This is a genomic window from Mangrovibacterium marinum (assembly GCF_003046625.1).
Classification (GTDB): domain Bacteria; phylum Bacteroidota; class Bacteroidia; order Bacteroidales; family Prolixibacteraceae; genus Mangrovibacterium; species Mangrovibacterium marinum.
The window spans coordinates 25,591-40,502 of the sequence record NZ_QAAD01000023.1; the positions used below are offsets into that span (position 1 = coordinate 25,591).

The 14,912-nt window shown below is 49.2% G+C and carries 7 protein-coding genes; all 7 read left to right on the plus strand.

Annotation, left to right across the window (positions count from 1 at the left end; translation table 11 throughout):
* Positions 1-14: 14 nt before the first annotated feature.
* The 7 genes from C8N47_RS16105 to C8N47_RS16135 all read left to right on the plus strand — a co-directional run bounded on the left by C8N47_RS16105 (position 15) and on the right by C8N47_RS16135 (position 14,807).
* The gene (locus C8N47_RS16105; RefSeq protein ID WP_107823616.1) at positions 15-2,051 is read left to right on the plus strand and encodes an alpha-L-fucosidase; all 2,037 of its coding nucleotides are present in this window, start codon (positions 15-17) and stop codon (positions 2,049-2,051) included.
* A gap of 10 nt (positions 2,052-2,061) precedes the next feature.
* On the plus strand, positions 2,062-3,345 hold the full coding sequence (locus C8N47_RS16110; protein ID WP_107823602.1) for a glycoside hydrolase family 27 protein: 1,284 nt from the start codon (positions 2,062-2,064) through the stop codon (positions 3,343-3,345).
* A gap of 135 nt (positions 3,346-3,480) precedes the next feature.
* On the plus strand, positions 3,481-5,805 hold the full coding sequence (locus tag C8N47_RS16115) for a glycoside hydrolase family 20 protein (protein WP_107823617.1): 2,325 nt from the start codon (positions 3,481-3,483) through the stop codon (positions 5,803-5,805).
* A gap of 45 nt (positions 5,806-5,850) precedes the next feature.
* Complete coding sequence (locus C8N47_RS16120) at positions 5,851-8,916, plus strand: glycoside hydrolase family 2 TIM barrel-domain containing protein (RefSeq protein ID WP_107823603.1); 3,066 nt, start codon at positions 5,851-5,853, stop codon at positions 8,914-8,916.
* A gap of 228 nt (positions 8,917-9,144) precedes the next feature.
* On the plus strand, positions 9,145-10,680 hold the full coding sequence (locus tag C8N47_RS16125; RefSeq protein ID WP_107823604.1) for a sulfatase family protein: 1,536 nt from the start codon (positions 9,145-9,147) through the stop codon (positions 10,678-10,680).
* 34 nt (positions 10,681-10,714) lie between these two features.
* A complete protein-coding gene (locus tag C8N47_RS16130; RefSeq protein ID WP_107823605.1) occupies positions 10,715-12,553 on the plus strand; it encodes a right-handed parallel beta-helix repeat-containing protein in 1,839 nt (612 codons plus the stop codon).
* Positions 12,554-12,614: 61 nt separating this feature from the next.
* Positions 12,615-14,807, plus strand: coding sequence for an alpha-N-acetylglucosaminidase (locus tag C8N47_RS16135; protein ID WP_107823606.1), 2,193 nt, complete (start codon positions 12,615-12,617; stop codon positions 14,805-14,807).
* Positions 14,808-14,912: the final 105 nt, after the last annotated feature.

Consider the following 14,912-nt stretch of genomic DNA (forward strand, 5'->3'; position numbering starts at 1 on the left):
TCAACCGACAGAAAATGAAAATTAGATTTAGCATTGCCCTGGTTCTGTTATTAACGACCGGACTGTTTGCACAAGCCCAATTGCCCAAGCCCACTGATTTGCAAATGCGCTGGCAGAAGATGGAGACCATCGCTTTTGTTCACTTCAGTATCAACACGTTCACCGATATGGAGTGGGGCTATGGGAACGAGTCGCCCGAATTGTTCAACCCCACGAATCTGGATTGCCGCCAGTGGGTGAAAATCTGTAAAGATGCCGGCTTGAAAGGCGTTATCCTGACAGCCAAACATCACGACGGCTTCTGCCTGTGGCCTTCAGCTTACACCGAACACAGCGTGAAAAATTCGCCCTGGAAAAACGGTCAGGGCGATGTGGTGCGCGAGTTTGCCGATGCCTGTAAAGAATTTGGCCTGAAAATGGGACTTTATCTTTCACCCTGGGACTGCAATCACCCCGACTACGGCAAGCCGGAATACAACCAGTATTTCAAAAATCAGTTAACCGAGTTGCTGACCAACTACGGCGATCTGTTCGAAATTTGGTTCGATGGCGCCAATGGTGGTCGTGGCTACTACGGAACCGACTCGCTGCATAACCGGAGCATTTCGGAAGATTATTACGACTGGCAAGGCTTTGTTGACATCGTTCGCGAGCTGCAGCCCAACTGCATTGTGCATGGAGGCGGCCTGCCAGATATTCGTTGGGTCGGTAATGAAGAAGGCCATGCCGGTAAAACCCATTGGAGCAGTTTGTTGCCCAATGGTCAATTCAGCAAAGATAAGAGTCACCCGGCACAGTTGAACGAAGGCCATGAAAACGGGACGCGTTGGCTGCCTTCTGAGACCGACGTTTCAGTTCGTCCGGGCTGGTACTACCACGCTTCGGAAGATCACCAGGTGAAATCACTGCCCCGCTTAATGGATATTTATTACGAAAGCGTTGGCCGCAACAGCTTGCTGCTGCTCAACCTAAGTCCGGATAAGCGTGGTTTGGTACATCCCATCGATTCGTTGCGATTGCTGGAGTGGAAACGTCAGCTGGATCAGGATTTCCGGGAGAACCTGATTACATCGGCTTGTCGTTTTTCGTCAAATGTGAAGAAACATGTGATGAAGGCTTTCGACGATGATTATTCGTCGTACTGGCAGGCTTCGGAGGCCGGCAGCTTCCTGGAGATCGACATTAAAAAGACCGTTACTATAAACCGCCTGCTGTTGCAGGAATACATCCCGGAAGGACAACGGGTGAAAGCTTTTCGCGTGGAATATTTCGAGGATGGAAGCTGGAGAGAACTGGCCAGCGAGACGACCATCGGCTATAAGCGGATTCTTCGCTTTTTGCCGGTTACAACATCAAAATTGCGCGTGACTTTTGAGGAGATGCTCGCTCCGGTAATGATCACCAAAGTGGCGGCCTACAATGCTCCGATATTGTTGGCTCAACCGGTCATTCGCCGCAACCAGCAAGGCATGGTGAGCATCTATTCGCCCGAAAAACATGGCGAAGTGTTTTACACAACCGACGGTACAACGCCCACGCGCGAATCAAATCGCTACGAAAAACCATTCTTATCTGACGGCGACGTCACCATTAAAGCAGTGGTTTATAGTGGAAGCAATCACGGTGAACTTGGTGAACAGTACTTCGGTATCTCCAAAGCGAACTGGACCGTTGTGGGAACGGATTCATCGAAACTGCCCTTATTCGACGGTAATCCCAACAGTAGCTGGGTGAGCCCCAAAAATCAGCGGGAAGCGATTATCGATTTTGGCGCGGAACTTTCGTTCAATGGCCTGACTTATCTGCCCGATCAGGCGCGGTGGGCACAGGGTATTGCCAGCGGATACCGGATTTCGGTTAGTGCTGATGGCGAAAACTGGACGGTGGTTTTGAGCGGCGACTTTTCGAATATTCGCAACAACCCGATAACCCAAACAATTGAACTTGGAAAAACCGTGAAAGCCCGTTTCCTGAAATTTGAAGCCACCTCGGTTGTTGACAATCAGCCGGTATTGGGAATTGCCGAAATCAATATTGCGCAAACGAAATAAACAGAGAAGCATGATAAAAAATCGTATTTCCCAAATCACCAGGCTCGCCTGCCTGACCGTTTTGTTGCTGGCCAGCTCATGCGGGCAAAACCCGGCCAAACAACCGCCGGCCGGACAGGAAGCAACAGGCGAAGTTGAAAACCTGCTGCACCCGCCGGTTATGGGCTGGGCCAGCTGGAACAACTACCGCGTGAACATCAACCAGGATATCATCCGGGCGCAGGCCGATGCGATGATTGACCGGGGACTGAGTGACGCCGGTTACAGCTACCTGAATATTGACGATGGTTTCTTCGGAGGCCGCGACGAGCAGGGCAATATCCTGCCGCATCCCGAGCGCTTTCCCGATGGCATGAAAGTTCTGGCCGACTATATCCACAGCAAAGGCCTGAAAGCCGGGATTTATTCCGATGCTGGGATTAACACTTGTGCCTCGTACTGGGACAAAGACACGATTGGTGTCGGGATGGGACTTTACGGCCACGATGTGCAGGACCTGAACTTGTTTTTGAATACCTGGGGATACGATTTTCTGAAAGTGGACTGGTGTGGTGGCGATTGGCTTGGCCTCGACGAGGAAGAGCGTTACACCGCATTGGCCCGTCAGGCTAAAGCGCTTAAACCGGAAATGGTGTTCAATGTGTGCCGCTGGAAATTCCCGGGGAAATGGGTCACTCAGGTGGCCGATTCCTGGCGCATCTCCGGCGATATCGACAATCGATTTGAATCCATCTTAGCGATTATCGACTTGAATGCTGATTTGTGGAAACACGCTTCTTACGGGCATTACAACGATATGGACATGTTGCAGGTAGGACGCGGAATGAGCTATGAAGAGGATAAAGCCCATTTTTCGATGTGGTGCCTGATGAACTCGCCGCTTTTGCTTGGAAACGACCTCACAACCATGTCGCAGGAAACTGTGGAGCTGGTGACCAACGACGAGTTGATTGCCATCAACCAGAGTCCCTTTGTTTACCAGGCACGCCGCGTGATTGACTACGGCGAACAGGAAGTTTGGGGACGCCCGCTGGTGTCGAATATAAGCGGGCAGGTGGCAGTAGCCCTGCTCAACCGCTCGACCGAAAAGGCTGATATCGCTTTTGCCCTGGAGACCGTCGGAATTGATGCTTCCAAAGGCTATCGGGTGCACGACCTGTGGTCGAAAAAAGATTATGAACCTTCTGCGGACTCGGAATTGAGCTTCGAAGTTCCCGGGCATGCCGTTGTGGTGTTGAAAATCACCGGCACCAACATTCCGTATAATGTTTTTCAGTATCAGGATAAAAATTAAAACCAGCTTATTCCGGTGGTAAAAGTTCCCGGTTTTTCAGCATTTACTTTGAGGCCAACGAATGTAACCCCCAGCGTAGCCTGTAATCATTCGATTGCAGGCTACGCTCAAAAGAATAAAACGGATCAAAAACGAATGAAATTAACTATTTACACACTTGCGTTGATTGTCTGCTGCCTTTTTGCCGGATGTAATGCCCGGCAGGCAGCCAGCCCCGATGCGGCTCCCGCAGTTGTCCCGGCTCCGGTTGCGGTCGAAAAAGGGGAGGGGTATTTCAAGCTTTCAAAAAACACGACCTATTTTGTAGAAGACGATCTTCAACAGCAGCTTGCTGACCGGTTCTTTAAAGGGCTGGAGCTGGCTTTGGGTGGCTGTCCAAAACAGATGCAGGATCCAGACAAAGCGGATATCCTTTTTCAGTCCGCTACCGGTTTAGGCGATGAAGCATACAGGCTGGAAATAACGCCCCGGAAAATTCGGGTTGAAGCCGAAACGGAGAGCGGCTTTTTTTATGCCACTCAGACCTTGCGGTTATTGTTGCCCGCTGCTATTGAGGCGGCCTCCGCAGAAACAGAAAACGCAGAATATCGTCTTCCGGCACTGGCCATGACCGATTATCCGCGCTTCGCCTACCGCGGGCTGATGTTGGATGTTTCGCGCTATTTTATTCCCAAAGAAACGGTGCTGGAAATTATTGACGCCATGGCCATGTTGAAAATGAACAAGCTGCACTTGCACTTGGTGGATGATAATGGCTGGCGAATTGAAATAAAAAAATATCCGAAGCTGACCGATGTGGGAGCCTGGCGGGTTGAACGAGATGAACCATTCCCGGCCCGCCCGAATGCGCTACCCGGCGAAAAAGCGACTATCGGCGGTTTCTACACCCAGGACGACATTCGCGAAATGGTGAACTATGCCGGCCAGCGCCAGGTTGAAATCATCCCCGAAATCGAAATGCCTGCACATACCAATTCCTCACTGGCAGCTTATCCCGAGCTGGCATGTTCTGTTGTCCACAAACCGATTACGGTATTGTCCGGCCTCGGTGGCAAAAATGCGGAAATCATTTATTGCGCCGGAAAAGAAAAAGTATTTCACTTTTTGGAGGATGTGATTGACGAAGTTGCTGAGCTCTTTCCATCGAAATATATTCACCTGGGAGGCGACGAAGCTGCTAAAACTTACTGGAAAAGATGTCCCGATTGCCAGGCCCGGATGAAAGCTGAAAAGCTTCCGAATGAAGAGGAATTACAAAGCTATTTTATGAAACGGATGAGCCGCAATGTGCAAAGTAAAGGCAAAGAAGTACTGGGCTGGGATGAACTGACCAACAGTGAACTACCCGACGATGCCATCATTTTTGGCTGGCGCGGCGACGGACAGGCAGCGCTGAAAGCAGCCCGCCAAGGGCATCGGTTTGTGCTCACACCTGCTAAGAAATTATACCTCATCCGCTATCAGGGGCCGCAATGGTTTGAGCCGCTGACCTATTTCGGCAACAATACGCTTCAGGATGTTTACAACTATGAGCCGGTGGGCGACAATTGGGAGCCCGGTCTCGACAGTTTGCTGATGGGCGTGCAAGGCTCCTTGTGGACAGAGTTCTGCAACGCTCCCGAGGATGTGGAATACCTGGTTTTCCCGCGTCTGGTAGCGCTTGCTGAAGTTGCGTGGTCGCCAAAAGGAACAAAAAACTGGCCGGGTTTTCTGCCTGCACTCGACAATTATCTGGCACACCTGGAGCAAAAGGGAATCACTTATGCCCGCTCCATGTATAACATCGACCATTTGGTGCGTCCCTCCAACGGCACATTGCTTGTTGGCTTGAGCTGCATCCGCCCCGATGTTGAAATCCGACTGACGACGGATGGTTCCGAACCAACGGCCAACTCGGCGGGGTACACCGACAGCCTGCGGGTTGAAAAGGCCACCGTGATTAAAGCGGCAACCTTTCGCAAAGGCGTACAGACCGGAAAAACACTAACACTCGATTTGCTGAAAAACAAAGCTACTGCCTGTCCGGTGACGGCAGAGAATGGCCGTGCCTACGTGTTAACAAACGGACTGCGGGGCAGCGACCGGCACTCCGATTTTGAATGGGCGGGCTGGTACAACCAGGATGCTGTTTTTGAAGTTGACCTGGGACGTGAACAGCCCATTTCGGCAGTCACATTGGGGACTGTATCCAATGCCGGGATGGGGGTTTTTCGACCTGCAAAAGTCCGGCTTTTGGTGTCGGATGACCAAACGAATTACACGACCGTAGCGGAGATTACGGAAAGCGATGAAAGCATTTTCGAAGCCGGAACAAAGATTAAAGATCTGGACTTCGGAGAGCTGAATGTGCGTGGGCGCTATTTAAAAATTGAAGCGCAAAATCCGGGACACTGCCCGCCGGGACTTCCTCGCGTGGGACAGGCCACCTGGATGTATTTTGATGAATTGATGGTGCATTAAGCCCCTCAACGTAAACATGAAATATCGATTAATCAGAAATAGAAAATGAAGAAACGAAGCTTTTTATTATTGACTTACTTGCTGGGCATCACCTTGTTGCCGCTAGCAGCGCAAAGCTTGCCCGAGTGGCAAAGCCAGTATGCCGTAGGACTGAACAAGCTGGCGCCGCACAGCTATGTGTGGCCCTATCAGAACGAACAGGATGTGCTGAAAGGGGAGCACGAGCGCTCACCTTATTTTCAGAGTTTGAACGGAACATGGAAGTTCCATTGGGTGAAAAATCCCGATAACCGGCCGAAAGATTTTTATCAACCGGATTTCTATACCGGCGGCTGGGCCGACATTCAGGTGCCCGGAAACTGGGAACGCCAGGGCTACGGGTTGCCCATTTATGTGAACGAAACTTACGAGTTCGACGATAAGCTTTTCAATTTTAAAAAGAACCCGCCGCTGGTGCCTTACGAGGAGAATGAAGTGGGATCGTACCGTCGTACATTCACCGTTCCCGAGAACTGGGAAGGTCGCCGCGTGGTGCTTTGCCTGGAGGGTGTCATCTCATTTTACTATGTGTGGGTGAATGGCGAGTTGCTGGGTTACAACATGGGCTCGAAAACGCCATCGGAATGGGATATCACCGACCACCTAAAAAAAGGGGAGAACAGCCTGGCCGTGGAAGTTTATCGCTGGAGTGCGGGTTCGTACCTGGAGTGCCAGGATTTTTGGCGCCTTAGTGGTATCGAGCGCGATGTGTACCTGTACAGTACGCCCAAAGCGCATATTGCCGACTACACGGTGACGGCATCGCTTGAAAAAGAAAACTATCGCGACGGAATCTTCGGCCTGGATGTTCAGGTTGAAGGGATTCAGGCTGACGAGAAACCGGTTTTGAGCTATGAATTATTGGATCAGCAAAATAAGGAAGTATTCTCCGGAAAAGTTGAAGGTAATTTTTCAGGAGCAACAGCAAACTACCGGCTGGCTGATCAGGCGCTTCCGAAGGTGAATGCCTGGAGCGCCGAGAATCCGTATTTGTACCAGTTGGTAATGAAGCTGGAAACTGCTTCCGGAGATCAGCACCTGACAGGCCGTGCCATCGGTTTCCGCACATCGGAAATTAAAAACGGGCAGTTCTGCATCAACGGAAAACCTATTTTGGTGAAAGGGACCAACCGTCACGAACACTCGCAACAAGGACGCACGGTGAGTAAAGAACTGATGTTGAAAGATGTTTTGCTAATGAAGCAGAATAATATTAACACGGTTCGGAATTCGCATTATCCAACGCACCCGTACTGGTACGAGCTGTGTAACAAATATGGCTTGTACATGATTGACGAAGCCAACATCGAGTCGCATGGGATGGGCTACGGCCCGGCATCGTTGGCAAAAGATTCCACTTGGTTAACCGCTCATCTGGATCGTACCCGCCGCATGTTTGAGCGTTCCAAAAACCATCCGGCAATTGTCATCTGGTCGTTGGGTAACGAAGCCGGCAACGGTATCAACTTCGAGCGCACGTACGACTGGCTGAAAGCTCATGACAGTAGCCGCCCGGTTCAGTACGAACGCGCCGAGGAAAACTACAACACCGATATTTACTGCCGAATGTACCGCAGCGTGGAGGATATCAAAGCCTATGTTTCGCGCGACGATATTTACCGTCCGTTTATCTTGTGCGAATATGTGCACGCGATGGGCAACAGCGTTGGTGGTTTAAAAGACTATTGGGATGTGTTCGAAAGCGAACCCATGGCTCAGGGCGGTTGCGTTTGGGACTGGGTGGATCAATCCTTCCGCGAAATTGACGAAAACGGCAAATGGTTCTGGTCTTATGGTGGCGACTACGGCCCTGAGAATGTCCCCAGCTTTGGCAGCTTCTGTTGTAACGGGCTGGTGAATGCTGCCCGCGAACCGCACCCGCATTTGTACGAAGTGAAGAAAGTGTACCAGAACATCAAGAGCCAGTTGGTTGATCCGAAGAATTTGACCATCTCGGTAAAAAACTGGTTCGACTTTACCAACCTGAATGCTTACACCCTGCACTGGAAAGTAACCGGCGACAATGGGCAGCTGATTGCATCGGGCAAAGAAGTCGTTGATGCCGAGCCTCAGGAAACGGTGACTATCTCTCTGGGTAAGGTCAATCTTCCGAAGCAAATTGCAGAAGCTTATCTCGATTTGAGCTGGACGCCGAACGTGAAGCCGATCTGGAGCGATAGCATTCCCGAAGTGGCCTACGACCAGTTTGTGATAACCGCAAATCCGAAAGCAAAATCCGCCGCAAGCCCAAGCACAGCTCAGGTGGCCATCCAGATTGATGAGCAAACCGGTGCCTTAAAATCTTACACCATCAATGGGGAAGAAATGCTGGCATCGCCGGTTGTTTTGAGCCTTTATCGTCCGATTACAGAGAACGATAACCGCGACTGGAACAGCGCTCGCCAGTGGAAAGCAGCCGGGCTGAATAGCTTGCAACAGAAAGCCGTTTCGGTGAAAACCAATGCCAAAGGCGGAACTGCTGTGGTTGAGCTGGTGAACGGCAAAAACCAAAAAGTGGGTGATGTCACTTTTGTGTATTCATTGGACAAAGCCGGAAAACTCAATATGGAAACAAAACTCACTCCGGTGGATACCTTGGTGAAAACTTATGCCCGCGTAGGCTTAACTTTTGAAATGGCGGATCAGTTTAACCGGGTGAATTACCTGGGACGAGGCGATCACGAAACGCAGGCCGACCGGAAACAATCAGGCCGGATTGGTATTTACCAAACCACCGCCGAGCGCATGTTCCACTATTATGTGGTGCCGCAGGCTACCGGTAACCGCACCGACACCCGTTGGATGAAGCTGACTGATAAAGCCGGAAATGGCCTGTCGTTCGACTCCAGCAAGCCTTTTCAGTTTAGTGTGCGCCCCTACACCGACGAGGTGATTGAACAGGCCAAACACATCAACGAACTGTACAAAACCGGGACGGTAACCATTCACCTGGATGCCGAACAAACCGGTGTGGGAACAGCAACCTGTGGCCCGGGCGTATTGCCGCAATACCAGGTTCCGGCAACCGACTATCGTTTTCAGTTTAGCGTGCGGCCGCTGGTTAAAAAATAAGAGCAAATAAATAGGACAGGAGCGTGGCTGCAGACTACGCTCCTGTTACTGTCTAATACCAATTGTTTTTCAGCGTGAGCCTTAAGCGAAACGCTGAAATTACAATGGTAAATGCCGATAGACAATTGAAAAGGTTTAAAGAGTGTAACGAATTTAAGCATCAGTTCAATTGCTAATCGGTATAAACCGGTGAAGGACAGCTTGCATAACTTAAAAACACGAACCTAAATGAGAAAAGTATTACCCTTTATTGGCTGTTTTGTTTCTGTATCCGGAGCGTTTGCGCAGCCTCTGCTACCCGCTGAAAAACCCAATATTGTGATTGTGTATGCCGATGATTTGGGCTACGGCGATATTGGCGTGAATGGCGCTCAAGGCGTTAAAACACCAAACATAGACCGCTTAGCCAGCGCGGGCGTGAATTTTACCGATGCACATTGCTCTTCGGCAACTTGCACGCCTTCGCGCTATTCGCTGCTCACCGGCAGTTATGCTTTTCGGGGCCAGGCTGCCGTGTTGCCGGGCGATGCCCCTTTGCTGATCCGTCCCGAACAGGCAACATTGCCACGAATGTTGCAGGCCTCGGGCTACACCACCGCTGTTGTCGGAAAATGGCACCTGGGGCTGGGCAACGGGAAGCTCGACTGGAATAAGGAGATAAAGCCCGGACCTCGGGAGATCGGCTTCGACTACAGTTTTCTGATTCCCGCAACGGGAGATCGGGTTCCCTGTGTTTTTGTCGAAAATCAGCGCGTGGTGGGGCTGGATCCAACCGACTCCATTCGCGTGAATTACAGGGTAAAACTCGATGGCTATCCAACCGGAACGGAGCATCCCGAGTTGTTAAAACAAGCAGCCGATCCGCAGCACAACAATACCATTGTCAACGGTCTGAGCCGAATCGGCTTCATGAGCGGTGGCGAACAAGCTTTGTGGAAAGACGAAGAATTTCCCTTCATTTTGACCGAAAAGGCCAAAACTTTTATGGAAGAAAATCAACACAAACCTTTTTTTCTTTATCTGGCCTTCCACGATATTCATGTTCCGCGCGCGCCGAATGAGCAGTTTGTCGGAACGAGCTCAATGGGGCCTCGCGGCGATGCCATTGCACAGATGGACTGGTGCGTGGGGCAGGTAATTGAGCAGCTCGAACGGCTTGGGCTGGATGAAAAAACATTGGTCATTTTCTCCAGCGACAACGGGCCCGTATTGAATGATGGCTATGCGGACCAGGCTGTAGAGCTCTTGGGGGATCATCAACCATCGGGGCCATTTCGGGGCGGCAAGTATTCCATACTGGAGGCCGGAACCCGGATGCCAACTATTGTTTACTGGCCCGGAACGGTGCAGGCCGGAACGAGCAGCGCGCTGCTCAGCCAGGTTGATTGGTATGCCTCGCTGGCTGATTTGGTGGGACATCAGCTACAGCCCGGTGAAGCTCCCGACAGTCAGCCTTTGTTGCAAGCCTGGCTCGGAAAAACATCTGCCGGAAGGGACGTCATGCTCGAAGAAGCTTATACCTATGGTTTGCGGCAGGGATCGTGGAAGTATATTCAAGCCAGAAAAGGCGAAGCCCCCCGCTGGATTGAGCAGGGCAAAGGGATCGCCAGCGGAATGGCGAACTATCCGCAGCTATACAATTTGGAAGCAGACACAGCCGAGCAGAACAACTTGGCTGAATCGTATCCCGAGCTAGTGCAACAAATGCAGCAGACGCTGGAGAAAATACTTGACGAAAGACCGGCTGAAAATCCAGGTAAATGATTCGAATATTGTAACCCGAAAACACCTTGAAATAATGAATCTACGATCTATTTATCTAAGCTTTATCTTTTTGTTTGGCATTTTGCAGTCGACAGCGCAGGATACTATTTCAATAGCCAACTTTGGGCTCAAACCGAACACGCGCGAAAATGCTGTGCCTTTTGTCAACAAAGCAATGGATGCTTTGAAGAACGGCCAGAACAAAGTTCTTATTTTTCCCAAAGGACGATACGACTTTTGGCCGCATCATTGTATCGAAAAAGAGTATTTTGAATCGAACACCTACGATATTAATCCGAAACGACTGGCGTTTCTGCTGGAAGGTATGACCAATGTGACACTTGATGGCTATGGCTCTGAGTTTATTTTCCACGACAGGATGCAACCGGTTACGGTGGATAATTCAACAAATATTAGTCTGAAAAACTTCAGTGTTGACTGGGATATTCCGTTAACGGCGCAGGGCGAGGTAGTCTCGTCCGATAATGAGGGATTTACCATTCGTATCAATACCCACGAGTCGCCTTATATTATTGAAAACGATCAACTGGTTTTTGTTGGCGAGGGATGGAAATCAGCCATGCACGAAATCATGGAATTTCAGCCCGATACCCGTTTTGTGGAGCCCTACACCGGCGATGAGCAGGCCTTGGGCTATGGCTGGCAAAATTATAAAGCTAAAGAAATAGAACCTGGCGTGGTGAAAATTTACCGCGAAGGAGGTTTCACGCGTCACCCCAAAGTTGGTAATTTGCTGGTGTTGCGTCACAGTACGCGCGACCATGCCGGTATGTTTCTGGTTCATAGTAAAGATATTGCCATCGAAGGCGTTCGGATCTACCATACAGCCGGGTTGGGCGTATTATCGCAGTATAGCGAAAACATCTCCCTGAAGGATGTCAAAGTGGTTCCCAATAAAGCGAAAGGGCGCTTTTTAAGTGGGCACGATGATGGGTTTCACTTTATGGGCTGCAAGGGGCAAATTACGGTTGAGAACTGCGAGTGGACCGGATTGATGGACGATCCGATTAATGTGCATGGCACCTGCGTGCGTATTACCGAAATTCTTGCGCCGAATAAAATAAAGTGCCGCTTTATGCACGACATGAGTGCCGGAATGGTTTGGGGCCACGCCGGTGAGAGGGTTGGTTTTATCGAAAACAAAAGTATGCGCACTGTTGGTTATGGTGTCATTGAAACCTTCGAGATCCTGAATAAGGAGGAGTTTGTGGTTGAGTTAAGTACGCCAATCCCTGAAGAAATTAAAGCCGGCGCTGCGCTTGAAAACCTCAGCTGGACACCTGATGTGGAAATTCGCGATAGCAAGTTTGGAAGCTGTCGGGCACGTGGGCTGCTGATTTCAACTCCCGGTAAAGTGGTCGTTGAAAATAATAGTTTCGAGTCGAGCGGTTCGGCCATCCTCATTGCCGGAGATGCCAATTATTGGTATGAGTCGGGAGCGGTGAGGGATGTGACGATCCGGAATAACACCTTTGAATACCCGTGTATGTCGTCGATGTATCAGTTTTGCGAAGCCATTATCAGTATCCTGCCTGAGATTCCGGAACCACAGTCCGAATATCCTTTTCATCGAAACATCACCATTGAAAACAATACTTTCTATCCATTCGACTATCCCATCTTGTATGCTAAATCAGTGGATGGTTTGAAGTTTATGAATAATACACTGATTCGCAGCACAGCGATTAAGCCATTTCATAAACGGAAGGCCGGTATTACGTTGGATGCGTGCAAAAATGTGACGATCAAGGACAATGTGACCGAGGGGGAGGTGTTAGGCAAAAAAGTGGAATTTTTGAATATGAAAAAGAAGGAAATTAAACTGCCTTCGCGCGAATATTTTGAATTTTAGTTTTGGGAGAGTCCCGGAATAAATGCGAATGATATAGGGGCATTTTGAATCGTAATCTGAAATGAGAATAGCAGCAACATTAGTTTTATTGATTTCATTGATCAGTTGTGGTGCAGAACGAACAAAGATTGATGAATTGAATTCGATACATGAATTAGCGGAACGAATAGTCGGCAAGGAAAATGCCGGGAATTTCATTTTTCGCAAAACGGAGTCGAACTCGGAAAATGATGAGTTTGAGATTGATTTTGAGAATGGTAAAGTGCTCGTTAGCGGCAATTCAACAATCGCTTTGGCATCGGGTTTAAACTGGTATTTGAAATATGAAACGAACACCGATATATCCTGGGAAACAAGGCACATAAAGTTACCCGAGGAATTGCCTGCAGCCGCCAAGCCGATAGCCCGAAAAAGTGCGTTTACTTATTCTTATTATCTGAATTACTGCACCTTTAATTATTCCATGGCCTTTTGGGACTGGGCACGGTGGGAAGAGGAGATTGATTGGATGGCGCTGAATGGGGTTAACCTCCCGTTAGCCATTGTGGGAACCGAGGCGGTGTGGAAAAACACCTTAAAGCGCTTGGATTTTACGCAATCAGAAATCGATCATTTTATTCCCGGACCAGCTTTTACCGGCTGGTGGCTGATGGGAAACCTGGAAGGATGGGGTGGACCGGTAACGGATGCTTTTATTCAGAAGCAGCTTGTTCTTCAGCAAAAGATCCTTAAACGCATGAAGCGCCTGGGGATGAATCCTGTTCTTCCGGGCTTTTATGGAATGGTGCCGCAAGCACTCAAAGCTAAATACCCCGATGCGGATATCCGCGATCAGGGACTTTGGGCCGGTGGATTCCAACGACCAGCTTTTTTATCGCCCACCGATAGCCTTTTCAATACCATCTCAAAAATCTATTATGAAGAGATGAAAAAGCTCTATGGCGACATCGAATATTTCTCGGGTGATCCATTTCATGAAGGCGGCATCACAGAGGCAATTGATTTGCCAACGGCCGGGAAAAATATTATCGATGGGGTGAAAGCGGTCTATCCAAAGGCAACCTGGGTGTTTCAGGGATGGGGAGGAAACCCACAAGCTCCTCTTTTGGCTGATATTGATCCCTCAAATGTGCTAATCTTAGATTTAGATTGTGATAACCGTCCGCAATGGGAACACAGAAACGGCTGGGACGGAAAACCATGGATCTGGAATACGGTGACCAACTTTGGTGGTAACGTGGGCATGTTCGGACGCATGGATGTGATTGCTCAAGAGCCCTTCCGCGCATTAAAGCAGACGGAATATGCACAAGGATTAAAGGGCATTGGGGCTATTCCCGAAGGCATTGAAAACAATTCCGTGATTTACGAACTGCTGTTCGAACTGAAATGGCATTCCGACACCTTAGACCTTGACCAATGGTTAAGGCAATATGTCAAACGCAGATATGGTAAAGACGATGAAAATCTATACACGGCATGGCAAATATTAAGAAAGACCGTTTATGGCAAGAAGTTGTCCGAAACAGAGTCGCAACAAGGCACTTCCGAATCGATCTTATGTGCCAGGCCTTCCTTAAAAATTGATCAGGTTTCAACCTGGGGCACCTCAAAGCTCTATTACGACCCGTCGGAACTGCTGCAAGCCTGGACGCTTTTTATCAACGAGGCCGATAGCTATAAAAATGTTGAAGGCTTTCAATACGACCTGCTTGATATTACCCGGCAGGTGCTTGCTAATTATGCTCAGGTGGTGCACCGGAAAATGGTAGATGCCTACCAAAACGATGATAAGCCAGGCTTCGACGAAGCAGCCAATGAATTTCTTCAATTATTGGATGATCAGGATCAGTTATTGAGTAGTGACGATTGTTTTATGCTTGGAAAGTGGATTGAAGAAGCCAGACGAGCCGGAACAACTCCATCTGAAAAAAAATTATTTGAGTTTAATGCCCGCACCCTGATTACGACCTGGTCGTTCCAAAACTCAAATCTGCATGAATATGCGCATCGGGAATGGTCGGGTCTGCTATCCGATTTTTATAAACCCAGGTGGGAAATGTTTATTGACTACTTAAGCCAGAAAATGGAAGGCCAGGAGCCCGATGAACCGGATTATTATGCTTTCGAGCTTGCATGGACAAAGCAGACCGAAACTTATCCTTCCAAAGCAATTCAAGACCCTGTTAACCAGGCGGTACGGATTTATAAAAATTATCATGCTGAAATTGAATCGGATTATAGAGGTGATTGACAAGCGTATATGTCAGTTAGTAAGTTGGTTATAGTGATTGTAAGTATCTTGTGCGTATTGTTTTTCACAGCGAGTCATAAACGAAACGCTGAATTTGCAAGAACT

What these genes read in the sequence shown, in the direction of transcription:
- C8N47_RS16120 (WP_107823603.1), top strand. Translation starts at nt 5,851, where the DNA reads ATGAAGAAACGAAGCTTTTTATTATTGACTTACTTGCTGGGCATCACC.
- C8N47_RS16105 (WP_107823616.1), top strand. Translation starts at nt 15, where the DNA reads ATGAAAATTAGATTTAGCATTGCCCTGGTTCTGTTATTAACGACCGGA.
- C8N47_RS16125 (WP_107823604.1), top strand. Translation starts at nt 9,145, where the DNA reads ATGAGAAAAGTATTACCCTTTATTGGCTGTTTTGTTTCTGTATCCGGA.
- C8N47_RS16135 (WP_107823606.1), top strand. Translation starts at nt 12,615, where the DNA reads ATGAGAATAGCAGCAACATTAGTTTTATTGATTTCATTGATCAGTTGT.
- C8N47_RS16110 (WP_107823602.1), top strand. Translation starts at nt 2,062, where the DNA reads ATGATAAAAAATCGTATTTCCCAAATCACCAGGCTCGCCTGCCTGACC.
- C8N47_RS16115 (WP_107823617.1), top strand. Translation starts at nt 3,481, where the DNA reads ATGAAATTAACTATTTACACACTTGCGTTGATTGTCTGCTGCCTTTTT.
- C8N47_RS16130 (WP_107823605.1), top strand. Translation starts at nt 10,715, where the DNA reads ATGAATCTACGATCTATTTATCTAAGCTTTATCTTTTTGTTTGGCATT.